Source organism: Trinickia sp., from assembly GCF_051961175.1.
In the GTDB taxonomy this organism is placed as follows: domain Bacteria; phylum Pseudomonadota; class Gammaproteobacteria; order Burkholderiales; family Burkholderiaceae; genus Trinickia.
The window spans coordinates 29969-46832 of record NZ_JBQCDN010000287.1 but is presented as its reverse complement, the minus strand read 5'-3'; the positions used below and the strand labels follow the sequence as shown (position 1 = coordinate 46832).

Sequence of the window (16864 nt, the reverse complement as noted above, 5' to 3'; positions counted from 1 at the left end):
CTGGGCGCCCCGTGCCACAACGAAAATCGGCTATAGTGTAGCGATTGGCGGCGGATTTCTTTTTCTTCGTCCCAATCTGGATCCAACCTGCAAAAAAACGACGGAGTTTGCTATGAGCAACAAAGGGCAACTGTTACAAGACCCGTTTCTGAACGCACTGCGCAAAGAGCACGTGCCGGTTTCCATCTACTTGGTCAACGGCATCAAGCTTCAAGGGAACATCGAATCGTTCGACCAGTACGTTGTGTTGCTCCGGAACACCGTAACCCAGATGGTCTACAAACACGCCATTTCGACGGTTGTGCCGGCCCGTCCGGTCAACTTCCATCCCGATTCGGAAACGGCCTGATTCCATCCTAGCGGCCGGCACGGTGCCGACTGATCGGCGCGCGTGCCGGCCGCTTCCCATTTAGACGCCCATCAATTTGATCAACGCAGCGCTCGTCGGCATCGATTTCGGAAAGATCGACTTCGAAGCCAGTCTCGAAGAACTCAGCCTGCTCGCGCAAAGCGCGGGCGCCCATCCCGCCGTGACTTTGACCGGGCGCCGTTCCAGCCCCGATGCCGCGCTGTTCGTCGGCAGCGGCAAGGCGGAAGAACTGCGCCTCGCGTGCGAAGCCAACGACATCGAAATCGTTATCTTCAACCACGCTTTGGCACCGGCGCAGCAGCGCAATCTGGAGCGGACGCTTAACCGCCGCGTCGTCGATCGCACGAGTCTCATTCTCGATATCTTCGCGCAGCGTGCACGCAGCCACGAAGGCAAGCTGCAGGTGGAACTGGCGCAGTTGCAGTACCTGGCTACGCGCCTCGTGCGCGCGTGGACCCACCTCGAGCGTCAAAAAGGCGGTATCGGCCTGCGCGGCCCCGGTGAGACGCAGCGTGAAACCGATCGCCGCTTGATCGGCGAGCGCATCCAGATGCTCAAGGGGCGGCTCGAAAAGCTGCGTCGTCAGCATGGTACGCAGCGGCGTCAGCGGGCGCGCAACCGTGCAATGTCGGTGTCGATCGTCGGGTACACCAACGCCGGCAAATCGACCATGTTCAATGCGCTCACGAAGGCGCAGGCCTATGCGGCCGATCAGCTGTTCGCCACGCTCGATACCACGTCCCGCCGGCTTTACCTGGGCGACGACGCGGGGCAGGTGATCATCTCCGATACGGTTGGCTTCATTCGCGAATTGCCTCACCAGTTGGTCGCCGCGTTTCGGGCGACGCTGGAGGAAACGATTCATGCGGATCTGCTGCTGCACGTCGTGGATGCATCGAGTGCCGTGCGGCTCGATCAGATCGATCAGGTGAACGAAGTATTGGGCGAGATTGGCGCGAATACGGTGCGACAGATTCTCGTCTTCAACAAGATCGATGCCGTGCCCGAACTGGCGGCGCGCGGCGACGCGGTCGAGCGGGATGAGTATGGTAATATTTCGCGCGTCTTTTTGAGCGCGCGCACGGGGCAGGGTTTGGATACGCTGCGCGCTGCCATCGCCGAAATCGCCACCTCAGAACATCTCTCCGATAGCGGGCGCATGCCGCCGGAAGCGGCGCCGCCGGCGCAGGGGCACGAAGATTCAGACGCATCGGCGTCGTCCGATGCGCGGACATGGCGCTCCGATTTGCATTGATCGGCTCTCCCAACTCGAGCGAACGAACACAGGTGAACGAATACAACGAGCGGAGTTTCTGGCTGCGTGCGCGCGCCATTCTGTCGATCAGCGATCCTCGCTGGGGGCGTGGCGACGGCAATGGCAACCGGCAGCGGCCCAATGAGCCGAAGCGCGGCCCCGGCGGCGAGGGCGAAGGCCCGCCCGATCTCGATGAAATGTGGCGCGAGTTCAATCGCCGCTTGTCGCGCTTTTTCGGCGGCAAGGGGCCCGGCTCGGGCCCCGGCGATCGCCGGCCGGATAACGGCCGCGCCGCGCGCATCGGTGTCGGTATCGTCATCGGCGTGCTCGTCGCCATCTATATCGGCAGCGGCGTCTTCGTGGTGCAGGACGGCCAAACGGGCGTCGTCCTGCAGTTCGGCAAGTATCAAGGCACCGTCGAACCCGGCGTGCATTTGCGCCTGCCTTATCCGTTCGAGACGCATGAAATCGTCAACGTGTCGCAAATTCGCTCCGTGGAAATCGGCCGCGGCAATGCGATGAGCGATGCCAGCACGAAAGACGCTTCGGTGATGACGCAAGACGGTGACATCGTCGACGTGCGTCTTGCCGTTCAATACCAGGTGAAATCGGCCACCGATTACCTGTTCCGTACTGCCGATCCTGATTTGAGCGTGACGCAAGCGGCGCAGGCGGCGGTGCGCGAGATCGTAGGCGCGCACAGTACCGCGAGCTTGCTCGGCGGTAACCGCGATGCCATCCGCGAGCCGCTCATGCAATCGATTCAAGGTGCGCTCGACCGGTATCGCTCGGGGCTTGCCGTGACGGGCGTGACGATCATGTCGATCGAGCCGCCGGCGGCCGTGCGTAACGCATACGCCGAAGCCGCCCGCGCGAAGCAGGAGCGCGCGAGCGCGAAAGCCGATGCCGACGCATACGCCGGCCAAATCCTGCCGGGTGCGAAGACACAAGCTCAGCGGGCCATCGACGACGCGAAGGCGTACGCCGCACGTGTCGTCTCCGATGCGCAAGGCGACGCCGAGCGCTTCAAGCAGGTCTACGCTCAATACGCGAAAGCGCCGGCGGTCGTGCGCGAACGGATGTATCTGGACACCATGCGCGACATTTACGCCAATTCGACCAAGGTCTTCATGAGCGGCAAGCCCGGCAGCAGCGTCGTGAATCTGTCCGTCGACAAGCTGCTCGAAGCCAACCGCCGCGCGTCGCCTGAAGCGAATGCGGCGGCTTCGGCATCTGCACCGGCGGCCGCAAGCGCGGCGTCGGGCGCATCAGGCGCGCCGGCCGCTCAGTCACCGGCCGAGCCGAATCCCGCCAGCCAAGCGGCTGCGGCGAGCGACGCCCTACGTTCGCGCGATTCGTTCCGCAGTCGCGCGCGCGAAGACGACCTGCAGCAATAAGGAGCGCTCGACATGAATCGAATCGTTGCGCTTGTCGTGGTGGTGGTGGCCGTCCTGTTTGCCGGGGCGTCGACATTGCTGGTTGTCGACCAACGGCATGTGGCCGTGGTCTATTCGCGCGGCGGCGAGCATCCGACGCTTGCGGGGCCCGGTCTCCACGTTAAACTGCCCGCGCCGTTGCAAGGGGCCATGCTCGTCGACACGCGAGTGCGTACGCTGATGCCGTCTGACGCGGATCGTTTCGCCACGTCCGACAAATCGGATCTGCTCGTGACGCCCGTGCTGAAATTCAGGGTCACGGATCCTCTGGCATTGTTCGCCCAAACCGATGGCGACCAGCAAAGCGCCCTCGATAAACTCTCCGGGCAGATGGACGCGGCCCTTGGCGAAGCGTTCGCCAAACGCACGCTCGCCGATGTCCTGTCCCATGAGCGCGACATGGCGCAGGAGGCGCAGACGGCCATGAGCGGTTCGGCCAAAGCGCTGGGCGTCGAGATCGTCGATCTGCGTCTCGCACGCGTGGATTTGCCGCAGGCGAATGCCGATGCCGTCTATAAGCGGATGGCAGCTGCGGAAGAACAGGTGGCGGCCGACGAGCGTGCGCAAAGCGCCACCGAGGTGGCTCAGATCAAGGCGGATGCGCAACGTCAGCGCGAAGCGGTGCTGGCCGATGCCGATGCGACGGCCCAGGCCATCAAGGGCGAGGGTGATGCCAAAGCAGCGGCGATCGCGGCCGATGCGTTCGGGCGCGACCCGGCCTTCTATCAGTTCTACGAGAGCTTGCAAGCGTATCGACATGTGTTCAAGCCAGGCGACGTGATTGTCGTCGATCCCGACAGCGAATTTTTCCGCTTCATGCGCAGTCCCGATGGGAGTAGCGTCCCAGCGTCCCCGGCCGCCTCGGCTTCACGCAAACATTGATTCAGGGGCGCCGCCAATCGACAGGCGGCGCCGGCATTTCATGGATATGGCCGGTTCGTTTTTGCTTGCGATCGCTCTGATGCTCATCATCGAGGGCATGTTTCCGTTCGTCTTCCCGACGGCGTGGCGCGAGACCTTTCGTAGAATAGCCGAACGCCCGGCGCATCATATCCGCATCGGCGGCCTGATCGTCATGGCGCTCGGTTTGCTGCTGCTTGTCGCAGCCACCTGAGAACGTCGCGATGGTTCGCGGGAACGGCGCTCATGCACCGTTCCGGTTCGCTTGACTCGCTTTCGGCTGCGCACTGCGCGCCTTCATTAACGTCGTAGGATCCAATCGATGTCGACCTGGCTGCTTCCCGAAAATATCGCCGACGTGCTGCCTTCCGAGGCGCGCAAGATCGAAGAACTGCGGCGTGCGTTGCTTGACCGCTTCCGCACGTACGGGTACGAGATGGTGATGCCGCCGCTGCTCGAGTACCTCGAATCGCTGCTCACGGGCGGCGGCAGCGATCTGAACCTGCGCACGTTCAAGCTCGTCGATCAACTATCGGGGCGCACGCTTGGGCTGCGGGCCGATACAACGCCGCAAGTGGCACGGATCGACGCGCATTTGCTGAACCGCCAGGGCGTCACGCGCCTTTGCTATGCGGGCAGCGTGCTGCACACGCGTCCGCGCGGCCTGCATGCCACGCGCGAGCAGATCCAGATCGGCGCGGAAATCTACGGACACGGCGGCCTCGAAGCCGATCTGGAAATCCAGCAACTGATGCTCGACGTATTGGGTCTGGCGGGCATTGAGAACGTGCGGCTCGATTTGTGTCACGCGGGTGTGCTGCTTGCATTGTTCGAGCGGGATGCCACGGCTGCCTCGCGCGGCGAGACGCTGTATGAAGCACTGGCCGGCAAGGATGTGCCGCGTATCGCCGAGTTGACGCACGATATCGAGCCGTCCGTGCGCGATGCGCTGCGCGCGTTGCCTTCGCTTTACGGCGATGCGTCGATCATCGAAGTTGCGCGGCAGCGGCTGCCGCAATGGCCGGCGATCGCGCAGGCGCTCGACGATTTGGCATTTCTGGCGGCGCGCGTCGAAGGCGCGCACGCTACGATCGACCTGGCGGATCTGCGCGGCTATGCGTATCACAGCGGCGTCATGTTCTCCGCGTACGTCGATGGCGTGCCGAACGCGTTGGCGCGCGGCGGGCGGTACGATCACGTGGGTCAAGCCTACGGGCGTGCACGCCCGGCAACGGGCTTTTCGCTCGATTTGCGCGAAATCGCACGGATTTCGCCGATCGAAGCGCGCAGCAGCGCGATCCTCGCCCCCTGGAAACACGACGATCTGTTGCGCGAACGCGTCGCCGCGCTGCGCGATGCGGGCGAAGTCGTGATCCAGGCGTTGCCGGGGCACGATCATGTGCTCGACGAGTTCGCGTTCGATCGCGTGCTCGTGGAGCGCGATGGGGCGTGGCTTGTGGAGGCGCGCCAACCGAACGCGGGGGCTTGACGGGGGTACCCGCGGGCACCGCCATCGAGCACTCGAATGGTCCATGCCGTTGAAGCGAAACGGAAAAATTCGGAAGCTTCAGCGAACATGGGTAGAATACGTTTTTAACCAGCTAACGAAACAACATGTCTGCCAGCGCAGTGAATGCAGCCCCGGGGCGCAACGTCGTCGTGGTCGGGACTCAATGGGGTGATGAAGGCAAGGGCAAGATCGTCGACTGGCTGACGGACCACGCGCAAGGCGTCGTACGTTTCCAGGGCGGCCACAATGCCGGTCATACGCTCATCATCGGCGGCAAGAAGACGATCTTGCGCTTGATCCCGTCGGGCATCATGCGCGCCGGCGTCGCTTGCTACATCGGCAATGGCGTCGTGCTGTCCCCCGAGGCGCTATTCAAGGAAATCGGAGAGCTCGAAGCCGCGGGGCTCGACGTGCGCAACCGCCTGTTCATCTCCGAGGCGACGACGCTGATCCTGCCGTACCACATTGCAATCGACCCGGCGCGCGAAGCGCGCAGCGGAGCGGGCAAGATCGGTACGACGGGGCGTGGCATCGGCCCGGCGTACGAAGATAAAGTCGGCCGCCGCGCGCTGCGTGTGCAGGACTTGTTCTCGCCGCAAACATTCGCCGATCGCCTGCGCGCGAACCTCGATTTCCATAATTTCGTGCTCACCCAATACCTGGGCGCAGCCGCCGTCGATTTCCAGCAAACGCTCGACACGATGCTCGGCTATGCCGAGCGTCTGGCGCCGATGGTCGCCGACGTCTCGCGCCGTTTGTACGACGAAAACGCGGCTGGCCGAAATCTGCTGTTCGAAGGCGCGCAGGGCACGCTGCTCGACATCGATCACGGCACGTATCCGTTCGTGACATCGAGCAACTGCGTAGCGGGTGCCGCTTCGGCGGGCGCGGGCGTGGGCCCGCAAAAGCTGCACTACATTCTCGGTATCACGAAGGCGTATTGCACGCGCGTGGGTTCGGGGCCGTTCCCGAGCGAACTCTACGACGCGGATAACCCCCAGCGCCAGGAAGCCGTGGGCGTCACGCTGGCGAACGTCGGCAAGGAGTTCGGCTCGGTCACGGGGCGTCCGCGCCGCACTGGATGGCTCGATGCCGCTGCGCTGCGCCGCTCGATTCAAATCAACGGCGTATCGGGCCTGTGCATGACCAAGCTCGACGTGCTCGATGGTCTCGACGAAGTGAAGCTCTGCGTCGGTTACACGATTGACGGCAAGAGCGTCGATCTCCTGCCGCGCGGGGCAGCCGAAGTGGCGCGCTGCGAGCCGGTGTACGAAACGTTCGGCGGCTGGAAGGAAAGCACGATCGGCATCACGCAGTGGAACGAACTGCCGGCCAATGCGCAAGCGTATCTGACGCGTGTGCAGGAAGTGGCCGGTGTCCCGATCGACATGGTTTCGACAGGGCCGGATCGCGACGAAACGATCCTGCTGCGCCATCCGTTCAAGGTTTAAACGATGACGCAGAACATGTCGATGATCGCCATGACGGATCCGCGCAACGACGAGAAGCACCTCTGGGTGAGCTGGGACGAGTATCACCGGCTCATCGAGTTGTTGGCGCTGGCCGTGCACGATTCGGGGTGGAAGTTCGACAAGATCCTGTGTCTGGCGCGCGGCGGGCTGCGCGTCGGCGATCAACTATCGCGGATCTACGACTTGCCGCTCGCGATTCTCGCGACAAGCTCTTATCGCGAAGCGGCAGGTACGCAGCAAGGGGAACTCGACATCGCGCAATACATCACGATGACGCGGGGCGACCTGTCCGGAAACGTGTTGCTGGTGGATGACCTCGTCGATTCAGGCGTGACGCTGGCTCGCGTCCAGCAACACTTGAAGGAGCGGTATCCCGCCGTAACGGCGGTGCGCTCGGCCGTGCTCTGGTACAAGGGCTGCTCGACGGTCAAGCCCGACTATTTCGTTCAGCATTTGCCCACGAACCCCTGGATTCATCAGCCGTTCGAAGAGTGGGACACTGTTCGGCCCCACAACCTGGGCGCCTGGATCAAGCGCGGCGTCGCTCAGGATTCGTCGGCAGGCACGTAAGTTGCGGGCGATGGGATCTCAACATTCGCGTTGACATTGATAATTTGAGCGGAGTCGCCTGACTCCGCTCTTTTTATGTGTCTTCGACACCGATGCGCCGCTAGAATAGCGCTCGCTCTCGGCTTATCCGGTACGAACCGGTTGCGTTTATGACAGACAACAACCACGACAATCTTCGTCGGCATTCGTTGCCCTCACTTGCGCTGGCGGCGATTGGCGTCGTATTCGGCGATATCGGCACGAGTCCGCTGTATTCGCTCAGGGAAGCATTCAGCCCCGCCCACGGGATTGCGCTGACCGATCATTCGATCCTCGGCGTCATCTCGCTGCTGTTCTGGGCCATTATCTTCGTGGTGTCGATCAAGTACGTGTTGTTCGTGATGCGCGCGGACAACAACGGCGAGGGCGGCGTGCTGGCGTTGATGGCGCTCTCGTTGCGGCCATTTGCGGTGGGGTCCCGTGTTGCCGGCGTCTTGATGATGCTGGGTATTTTCGGCGCCTGCATGTTCTACGGGGACGCTGTCATCACGCCCGCGATTTCCGTCATTTCCGCGGTGGAAGGGCTCGAGATCGCGACGCCGGAACTGTCGCATCTCGTTCTGCCGATCACCATGGTGATCCTGGGGGCGCTGTTTTGGATCCAGCGCCACGGCACATCGCTCGTCGGCAAGCTGTTCGGGCCCATCATGCTCGTTTGGTTCGCGACGCTGGCCGTGATGGGCGTGGGCCACATCATGCGCGCGCCGCAAATCATCGCCGCGCTGAATCCGTATTACGCGTTCTCTTTCATGCATGCGCACATGTTGCAGGCGTATGTCGTGCTCGGTTCGGTGTTCCTGGTGTTGACCGGCGCGGAAGCGCTGTATGCGGACATGGGACACTTTGGCGCACGGCCGATCCGCCTCGCATGGTACGTGCTCGTCATGCCGTCGCTCGTGCTCAACTACTTCGGGCAAGGCGCGCTGCTCATGCAAAACCCGAAGGCGATCGAAAATCCGTTTTTCCTGATGGCGCCGCAATGGGCGCTGCTGCCGTTGGTGGTCCTTTCGACGGTGGCGACGGTCATCGCCTCGCAAGCCGTGATTTCGGGCGCTTACTCGCTCACGAGCCAGGCGATTCAACTCGGCTACGTGCCGAGGATGAAGGTGCTGCATACGTCGGAGCTCGCCATCGGGCAGATCTATGTGCCCGTCGTCAACTGGATGCTGTTGTTCATCATTCTGTGCGTCGTGCTTGGCTTCAAGAGCTCGGATAATCTCGCCGCCGCGTACGGCATTGCCGTCACCACGACGATGGTGATCACGACCGTATTGGCCTGCGTCGTGATGGTCAAGGTGTGGAATTGGAACAAGGTGCTCGTGGCCATCATCATCGCGGCGTTTATGACCGTCGACGTCGCCTTCTTCGGTGCGAACCTGCTCAAGGTGGCCGAAGGCGGTTGGTTGCCGCTTGGCATCGGCGCATTGCTGTTCTTCCTGCTGATGACCTGGTACAAGGGGCGCCTGCTCGTGAAGGAGCGCACCGCGGCCGACGGTATTCCGCTCGCCCCGTTCGTGCAAGGGCTGTTGGCGCACCCGCCGCACCGCGTGTCGGGCACGGCCATCTACCTGACGGGTAGCGATTCGCTCGTACCGGTAAGCTTGCTGCACAACCTCAAGCACAACAAGGTCCTGCATGAGCGCACGATTTTCCTGACCTTCGTGACGCGCGACATTCCCTACGTGAAGGACGACGAGCGCATTACGATGAAGGAGGTTGGCGGCGGGTTGTATCTCGTGAGAGCTGTCTATGGCTTCAACGAAACGCCTGACGTCAAGGCCGTCCTGTTCGAACTCGAGCGGATGTGCGGAATGCAATTCGAGCTGATGGACACCTCGTTCTTCCTGGCGCGCGAAACGGTCGTGCCGACCCAACTGCCCGGCATGTCGATCCTGCGTGAGCGGATCTTTGCCTGGATGCATCAGAACGCCGCAAAGCCGACGGACTTCTTCCGGATCCCGGCCAATCGCGTCGTCGAACTCGGGACGAAGATCGAAATTTGAGGATGAGTTGAGTCGGAAATGGCGGTGGTGCGCGCCGCCATTTGTTCGACAAGAGGCTATCGGGGCTGGACGTAGAAAAGCCGCATTCCGTATTGAACTGCACCCCAAGTGTCGGACACCGATCCAACCTTTGGGGTGTTTTTCATTACCCATGCGGCTTTTTTATCGGCCGATGGGCCCGGCTGAGCTGCCCGGGCGCACGGCCGCGCAGGGGCAGCGACTCGACGGCTCAGCGTTGCTTCAGGCTCAGCGTTGCTTCAACTTCGCAAACGCGGCAGCCATCGCGCCGGCCGGCTCGGCCTCACGCGTCCGCTGCGGCGCACGCGCATTGCCACTGGGGCGGCTCGCCCCGCGCTCGTCGCGAGGGGCGGGCGCCGCATCATCGGCAAGCCGCATTGTCAGCGCAATACGCTGACGCTTAACGTCGACGTCGAGCACCTTGACCTTGACGACCTGGCCCGCTTTCACGACTTCGTGCGGATCCTTGATGAACTTGGTCGACATCGCCGAGACGTGAACCAGGCCATCCTGGTGGACGCCGATATCGACGAACGCACCGAAGGCCGCCACGTTCGTCACGACACCTTCCAGCACCATGCCGGGCGAGAGATCGGAAATCTTTTCGACGCCTTCGCGGAACGTGGCCGTCTTGAACTCGGGGCGTGGATCGCGGCCCGGCTTTTCGAGTTCGGAGAGAATATCCCGCACGGTGGGCAGGCCGAAGCGCTCGTCGACGAACTCGGCAGGCGAGAGGCCGCCGAGCGCTTCGCGATTGCCGAGGACGTCGCCGATCTGCTTGCGGATTTTCGCGAGCATGCGTTCGACGACCGGATACGCTTCCGGGTGGACCGACGAACGATCGAGCGGATTTTCCCCGCCGTTGATACGCAAGAATCCTGCGGCTTGCTCGAACGTTTTGTCGCCGAGGCGCGGCACCTTACGCAGATGCTCGCGGGAGGGGAACGGGCCGTTCGCATCCCGGTATTCGACGATGTTGCGTGCGAGCGTGCTGTTCAGGCCCGAGACGCGAGCGAGCAGGGCAACCGAGGCCGTGTTCGCATCCACACCGACCGCGTTCACGCAGTCTTCCACCACGGCATCGAGCGAGCGGGCCAGTTCGCGCTGGTTGACGTCGTGCTGGTATTGGCCGACGCCGATCGCCTTCGGCTCGATCTTGACGAGCTCGGCGAGCGGATCCTGGAGCCGGCGTGCGATCGACACGGCGCCGCGCAGCGACACATCGAGATCCGGAAATTCCTTGGCCGCCAGTTCCGATGCCGAATACACGGAGGCGCCGGCCTCGGAAACGACGATCTTTTGCAGCTTCAGTTCGGGGTGGCGCGTGATCAGTTCGCTCGCGAGTTTGTCCGTTTCACGCGAGGCGGTACCGTTGCCGATGCTGATCAGCTCGGCCTGCGTTTGTGCCGCCAGGCGGGCGAGCTTGGCCAACGAGCCGTCCCAATCGCGGCGCGGCTCGTGCGGGTAGATCGTATCGGTGGCCAGCACTTTGCCCGTGCGATCGACCACAGCCACCTTGACGCCCGTGCGCAAGCCGGGATCGAGGCCGATGACGGCCTTCGGGCCGGCAGGGGCGGCCAGCAGCAAGTCTTTCAGGTTGCGGGCGAAGACGCGGATCGCTTCGTGTTCGGCCGCTTCCCGCAGTTGCGTCAGCATTTCGTTTTCGAGATGCGGCTGCACCTTGACGCGCCAGCACCAGCGGCAAACGTCGGAGAGCCACTTATCGGCCGTGCGGCCCTGGTTCGCGATACCGACGTGGCGGGCGATCAGCGCTTCGCAGGGGTGCGGCACCTGCGCGTCGAGCTCTTCGCCAAGCCCCAGCTTGATCATCAGCACGCCAGCATTGCGCCCGCGGAACAAGGCGAGGGCGCGGTGCGACGGCACCGTTTTCCAGGTCTCTGCGTAGTCGTAGTAGTCCCTGAACTTCTCGCCTTCCTCGTGTTCTTTGCCCTCGATCACCGACGAGGAGACGACACCGCGCTCCGCCAGATATTCGCGCAGCTTGCCGAGCAGCTCGGCCGTTTCGCCGAATTGTTCGGACAGGATGTCGCGGGCGCCATCGAGCGCCGCTTTGACGTCGGCCACGCCCTTGTCGGCGTCGACATACGCGGCCGCTTCGGTTTGCGGATCGAGCCGCGGATCGGCCAGCAAGGCCTGCGCGAGCGGTTCGAGCCCCGCTTCGCGGGCGATTTGCGCACGCGTGCGGCGCTTCGGCTTGTAGGGGAGATACAGATCTTCGAGCGCTTGCTTGCTGTCGGCGGTGTCGATGGCTGCTCGCAACTCGTCGGTCAGCTTGCCTTGCTCTTCGATGCTGGAAAGGATCGTGGCGCGCCGGTCCTCCATTTCCCGCAAATAGAGCAGGCGCTCTTCGAGCTGACGCAGCTGCGTATCGTCGAGGTTGTCGGTGACTTCCTTACGGTAGCGCGCGATGAACGGAACGGTGGCGCCTTCGTCTAGCAGTTGCACGGCTGCGGCGACTTGGCGCGGCTGCACGTTCAGTTCGGCGGCGATGCGCTGTACGATCTTGAGTGCTACGGTGTCCGTCATAGATACGTTTGGCTGCGGGGCCACCGCGGCGCACCACCCGCCGTCACGCGGGGAAACGCCGGCCGGCGGCCGGGTTGCTGAAGCGGCGCATTTTGCCACAAATGCCCGGGCGCTCAAGCGCGGGTGTTAGAATTTCGACCATGTTCCGATCCCCGCCTACGACGTTGCCGATCTCCCGTTTCTTCGTTTCCGTTCACGCTGCCGGTCTGGCCGCGATGGCGTTCGCGTGTTTGCTCTCGATGCCCGCTGCCTTTGCACAGGACATGCCCGTCAGCATGCCGGCCGCTGCTTCCGCCCCCGCCGCCAGCGGTGCGGCGGCGCCGTCCGCGTCCGCGCCCGCGCCCGATTTCGAGGCGCGGCAGAAAACGCTCGACGCTCGCACCGCGGAAAACGAGTATGTGTACGGCGTGGCCGTGCATAACTGCTATGCCAAGTTTTTCGTCAACGCCTGCTTGAATCGCGCTCGAGACAAGGCGCGCGCCGAGCGTGCGCGGATCCACGCCGAGCAGCTCGCGATCGACGACGAACGCCGGGCCGCACACGCGCAGCAGCGTGACGAACAGGACGCGCTGCGCCGCGCCCGCGACGCGCAGGAGGCGCCGCAGCGCGCCGCCACGGCGGCGAGCAACGCGCAGGCGTATGACGAAAAGCAGCGTCAGCATGAGCTGGATCAGGCTCGGCGCGGGGCCGAGGCGCCGCAGCGTGCGGCGAATCAAGCGGCCTACGATCGCAAGCAAGCCGACTTCCAACGCAAGCTGGACGAGGCCCGCCAAAACGCGGCGCGCGATGCGCAAGACCGTGCGGTGCGGGCGCAGCACTTCGACCAAAAGCAGACCGATGCCGCGCAGCACAAGGCGGATGTCGAAGCGCGCCAGAAGCAGGCTGAACAAAAGGCACAGGAAAAGCAGCAGGACCAGTTGCAGCAGCAGGAACAGCAAAAGCGCTTGCAGCAGGAGCAGGATAGCGACTGAAGCAAGGGCGGTTTTGCTGGTGGACGGTAACCTCAGGTGCGGCGGCCGCAAGGCGCGGCTGTCTCGCCTATCGAAGCGAGGAGTCGACCATGCGCGGTCATCAGGCGATCCAACCGGACACGCTCCGCGATCGTATCTTGCAATTGCAGTCGGAGCATAGCGAACTCGATCGCATGATCGACAAACTGGTCTCCTCGGATATTACCGATCTCGAGCTGCGGCGTTTGAAAAAGCGCAAGCTCAAGGTCAAAGACGACATTTTATTGCTGCAATTGCAGCTCGAACCGGACAGGCACGCGTAGGCGGCGAACGGGCAGGCGTTTCGCGCCGCGCGCGGTGCCCATTGCAGGGAAACGCTTGCCTTGAATTCACCGCTCGATCCCGCTACCCGCGCGCCGCTCTCCGCGGCGCCGACGTTGCCCGAGGGGCAGTCCGATGGCGCCGCGCAGCTGGCGCCACGTTCACCGGAGGTGCGCTCGCCGCATGCACTGGCGGCGGCGCTCGCCCCCCGCCGGCGCTCGGAACTCGATGCGATTTTCGCGAACGACGGCCTGCTCGCACGTACCATCGACGGCTACCGGCCGCGCGCGTCGCAAATCGAAATGGCTTGTGCCGTGGCCGCGGCGATGGAGGCATCGGGGCGCGCCATGCCCGAGCCCGCGATGTTCGAGGCGCAGCGCCGTCCGGCGCGCCGCCTGCGTAGCGAAGGCGAAACGCGCGCGGATGCGGGCGCAAACGCGGCGCAGGACGGTGCGGACGAGGGAGCTGCCGGCGAAAACACGCTGATCGTGGAAGCCGGCACGGGCACGGGCAAGACGTTCGCGTACCTTGTCCCGGCCATGCTCTGGGGGGGCAAGGTCATCGTTTCCACGGGCACCAAGCACCTGCAAGATCAGCTGTTTCAGCGCGACGTGCCAACGGTTCGCGACGCGCTGGCCGTGCCGGTATCGGTCGCCATGCTCAAAGGGCGCGCGAACTACCTGTGTCACTACTACCTCCAGCGCACGGCAGACAATGGGCGCTTGCCGTCGCGGCAGGACACCGCCTATTTGCAGGACATCGTGCGCTTCGCCAAGATCACGCGCACGGGCGACAAGGCGGAACTGGCCAGCGTGCCCGAGACGGCGGCCGTGTGGTCGATGGTGACGTCGACGCGCGAGAACTGTCTCGGCCAGGAATGCCCGCACTACAAAGAATGCTTCGTCATGCAGGCCAGGCGCGAAGCGCAGCAGGCGGACATTGTCGTCGTCAACCATCACCTGTTTTTCGCTGACATCATGTTGCGCGACACCGGGATGGCGGAGCTGCTGCCCACGGCCAATACGATCGTCTTCGACGAAGCGCACCAGTTGCCCGAGACAGCCACGCTCTTTTTCGGCGAGACCCTTTCGACCGCGCAACTGCTCGAGCTTGCGCGCGATGTCGTCGCGGAAGGGCTCGCCCATGCGCGTGACGCCGTTGAAGGGGTCAAGCTCGGCGCTGCGCTCGAGCGCGCGGCGCGCGATGTGCGTCTCGCGTTCAAGGACGATACGGTGCGCGTGTCGGCCGCGCAGCTCGGCGAAGATCATCCGCTTTACGGCGCGCTCGATGCGCTCGAGGCCGCGTTGGACGCCGTCGCCACCGCGCTGGGCGGGCAGGCCGAGCGTGCCGAATCGCTCGGCGCCTGCTTGCGGCGCGCGCGTGAGCTGCAAGACCAGCTGTCACGGTGGACTTCGCTGCCGGATGACGCCGCGCCGGCGGAGGATGAGGCCAATGCCAATGCCAATGCCAAAGCCAATGCCAAAGCCAATGCCAATGCCAAAGCCAATGCCAATCCCAAAGCGCCCGCAGCGTCCGCGACGAACCCGTCGGCTCACGCCGACTTCAACGAACGCATCCGATGGATCGAAGTGTTCGCGCATTCCGTGCAACTGCATGAAACGCCGCTGTCGGTGGCCCCGATCTTCGCGAAGCAGCGCGCAGGCGTACCTCGCGCCTGGATCTTCACGTCGGCCACGTTGTCGGTGCGAGGCGACTTCACGCACTATGCCGCGCAGATGGGGCTCGATGCGCGTCGCTCGATGACCCTGCCGAGCCCGTTCGATTACGATACGCAGGGGCTGCTTTACGTCCCGCGGAATTTACCGCAGCCTTCGTCGCCGGCGTTCACCGACGCCGTGTTCGATGCGGCGCTTCCCGCCATCGAAGCGGCCGGTGGCGGCGTATTCGTGCTGTGCACGACGTTGCGGGCCGTCGATCGCATTGCGGGCAAGCTGCGCGATGTCATCGAAGCGCGAGGGTGGTCAACGCCGCTTTTGGTTCAGGGCGACGCGAGCCGCACCGAATTGCTCGATCGCTTCCGTGCCTATGGCAATGCCATTCTGGTGGGCAGTCAAAGCTTCTGGGAAGGCGTGGATGTGCGCGGCGATGCGCTATCGCTCGTTGTCATCGACAAGCTTCCGTTTGCCCCACCTGATGACCCGGTTCTTTCCGCGCGCCTCGATGCATTGACGAAGAAGGGGCTGAGCCCGTTTGCCGTGCATCAGCTACCGCAGGCCGTCATTACGCTGAAGCAGGGCGCCGGCCGCTTGATTCGCGCCGAGACCGACCGCGGGGTGCTGATGATTTGCGATACGCGTCTCGTCGATAAACCGTACGGGCGCCGCATCTGGCAGAGCCTTCCGCCGTTCAAGCGCACGCGCGAAATCGAGGTGGTGCGCGAGTTTTTCGCTGAAAGCGCGGCGCAAAAGGCGGCTGAGGGCCGGCTGAGGGCGGCTGAGGTTTAGGCCGCCGGGCCGCGAACAACTGCGTGGCATAACAGAAAACCCGGCCGCGAGGGCCGGGTTTCATTGTCAAGCGATAGCGGATAGCGGGTAGCGTGCGCTGCGCGCCCGAGCGGGCGCGTAGGCCGCCTTAAACCAGCATCAGAACTGCCACCACGACTTTTTGCTGCCGGGGCGGGCATGGCCCGTGATGTACGGGCTGTCCGGGAAGGTGCCGGCCAGCACGCGGCGCGTGTCGTCGGCCAGCTTCGTCTCGTTCAGCTTGGTGTACGACAGCATCATGATGTGAAGCGCGTCTTCGATCGCAGGCGCGTTCTTGTACTCCTTGACCGCGAGCTGCGCACGGTTGATCGCCGCCACGTAGGCGCCGCGACGATAGTAGTAATCGGCGGCGTGCACTTCGTACGATGCGAGTGCGTTCACGATATAGCGCATGCGTGCCGCGGCATCGGGCGCATATTTGCTATCGGGGTATTTGTCCACGACGATCTTGAATGCGTCGTACGACTCGCGCAACGACTTCGGATCGCGTTCGCTCATGTCCTGCCCGGAGAAGCGGCCGAACAGACCGAGATCGTCGTTGAAGTGGATCATCCCTTTCAGGTAGTACGCATAGGCGATGTCCGGATGATCCGGGTGCAGCCGGATGAAGCGGTCGATCGCCTCGTCGGCAGCGGCCGTTTCGCCGTCTTTCCAGTTGCAATAGGCGTCGTTGATTTCCGCTTGCTGAGCGAAATGGCCGAACGGGTCACGGCCCTGGAGCGCTTCGAAATATTTCGCGCACTTGCCCCAGTCGCCGCCGGACAATGCATCCTGGGCCTCCGAGTATAATTTCTGATTTGGCCATGCGGCCGTCTCGTCGGTCTTTTGCGGCAGGCCGTGGCAACCGGCCACGAGCAGCGCGGCCGCGGCAAGAGCCAGGCCGGCCGAAGCGGATTGAACCGCACGCTTCGCCGCGCGGCTTGCCGCGCACGAGGCCGTGCGCATCATGGTGTTGAAGGCTCGCCGCAT

General features: G+C 63.7%; 14 protein-coding genes. 12 read left to right on the top strand and 2 right to left on the bottom strand.

Annotated features, from left to right (window positions below):
• The first annotated feature begins 112 nt into the window (after nucleotides 1-112).
• The 9 genes from hfq to ACTHL0_RS17310 all read left to right on the top strand — a co-directional run bounded on the left by hfq (nucleotide 113) and on the right by ACTHL0_RS17310 (nucleotide 9555).
• The gene (gene hfq, locus ACTHL0_RS17350; RefSeq protein ID WP_102608263.1) at nucleotides 113-349 is read left to right on the top strand and encodes an RNA chaperone Hfq; all 237 of its coding nucleotides are present in this window, start codon (nucleotides 113-115) and stop codon (nucleotides 347-349) included.
• Nucleotides 350-425: 76 nt separating this feature from the next.
• The gene (gene hflX, locus ACTHL0_RS17345; protein ID WP_440568050.1) at nucleotides 426-1625 is read left to right on the top strand and encodes a GTPase HflX; all 1200 of its coding nucleotides are present in this window, start codon (nucleotides 426-428) and stop codon (nucleotides 1623-1625) included.
• A 32-nt stretch (nucleotides 1626-1657) separates the two neighbouring features.
• Nucleotides 1658-3022, top strand: coding sequence for an FtsH protease activity modulator HflK (hflK, locus tag ACTHL0_RS17340; protein ID WP_440568049.1), 1365 nt, complete (start codon nucleotides 1658-1660; stop codon nucleotides 3020-3022).
• A 12-nt stretch (nucleotides 3023-3034) separates the two neighbouring features.
• The gene (hflC, locus tag ACTHL0_RS17335; protein WP_440568048.1) at nucleotides 3035-3943 is read left to right on the top strand and encodes a protease modulator HflC; all 909 of its coding nucleotides are present in this window, start codon (nucleotides 3035-3037) and stop codon (nucleotides 3941-3943) included.
• A 40-nt stretch (nucleotides 3944-3983) separates the two neighbouring features.
• On the top strand, nucleotides 3984-4175 hold the full coding sequence (locus tag ACTHL0_RS17330; RefSeq protein WP_440568046.1) for a DUF2065 domain-containing protein: 192 nt from the start codon (nucleotides 3984-3986) through the stop codon (nucleotides 4173-4175).
• A gap of 108 nt (nucleotides 4176-4283) precedes the next feature.
• Nucleotides 4284-5450 (top strand): ATP phosphoribosyltransferase regulatory subunit, encoded by a 1167-nt coding sequence (locus tag ACTHL0_RS17325; RefSeq protein ID WP_440568045.1) that lies wholly within the window; start codon nucleotides 4284-4286, stop codon nucleotides 5448-5450.
• Between the two features lie 125 nt (nucleotides 5451-5575).
• On the top strand, nucleotides 5576-6922 hold the full coding sequence (locus tag ACTHL0_RS17320; protein ID WP_440568044.1) for an adenylosuccinate synthase: 1347 nt from the start codon (nucleotides 5576-5578) through the stop codon (nucleotides 6920-6922).
• A 3-nt stretch (nucleotides 6923-6925) separates the two neighbouring features.
• Nucleotides 6926-7513: a phosphoribosyltransferase gene (locus ACTHL0_RS17315; protein ID WP_440568043.1), complete on the top strand. Its 588-nt coding sequence runs from the start codon at nucleotides 6926-6928 to the stop codon at nucleotides 7511-7513.
• Nucleotides 7514-7662: 149 nt separating this feature from the next.
• Entirely contained in the window at nucleotides 7663-9555 is a 1893-nt protein-coding gene (locus tag ACTHL0_RS17310; RefSeq protein ID WP_440568042.1) for a potassium transporter Kup, read from the top strand.
• A 246-nt stretch (nucleotides 9556-9801) separates the two neighbouring features.
• On the opposite strand, the gene ACTHL0_RS17305 is transcribed toward ACTHL0_RS17310, so the two are convergent.
• Nucleotides 9802-12120 carry a Tex family protein gene (locus tag ACTHL0_RS17305; protein ID WP_440568041.1) on the bottom strand — a complete coding sequence of 773 codons (2319 nt, stop codon included), beginning with the start codon at nucleotides 12118-12120 and terminating at the stop codon, nucleotides 9802-9804.
• 140 nt (nucleotides 12121-12260) lie between these two features.
• Between ACTHL0_RS17305 and ACTHL0_RS17300 the strand changes: the two genes are divergently transcribed.
• The 3 genes from ACTHL0_RS17300 (at nucleotide 12261) to ACTHL0_RS17290 (ending at nucleotide 15856) form a co-directional block, all read left to right on the top strand.
• Nucleotides 12261-13091, top strand: coding sequence for a colicin transporter (locus ACTHL0_RS17300; protein WP_440568040.1), 831 nt, complete (start codon nucleotides 12261-12263; stop codon nucleotides 13089-13091).
• A gap of 89 nt (nucleotides 13092-13180) precedes the next feature.
• Nucleotides 13181-13393, top strand: coding sequence for a DUF465 domain-containing protein (locus ACTHL0_RS17295; RefSeq protein ID WP_440568039.1), 213 nt, complete (start codon nucleotides 13181-13183; stop codon nucleotides 13391-13393).
• A gap of 60 nt (nucleotides 13394-13453) precedes the next feature.
• Entirely contained in the window at nucleotides 13454-15856 is a 2403-nt protein-coding gene (locus tag ACTHL0_RS17290; protein WP_440568038.1) for an ATP-dependent DNA helicase, read from the top strand.
• Between the two features lie 138 nt (nucleotides 15857-15994).
• Here the strand turns inward: ACTHL0_RS17290 and ACTHL0_RS17285 are convergent, their stop codons facing one another.
• Nucleotides 15995-16840 (bottom strand): outer membrane protein assembly factor BamD, encoded by an 846-nt coding sequence (locus ACTHL0_RS17285; RefSeq protein ID WP_440568052.1) that lies wholly within the window; start codon nucleotides 16838-16840, stop codon nucleotides 15995-15997.
• Nucleotides 16841-16864 lie beyond the last annotated feature (24 nt).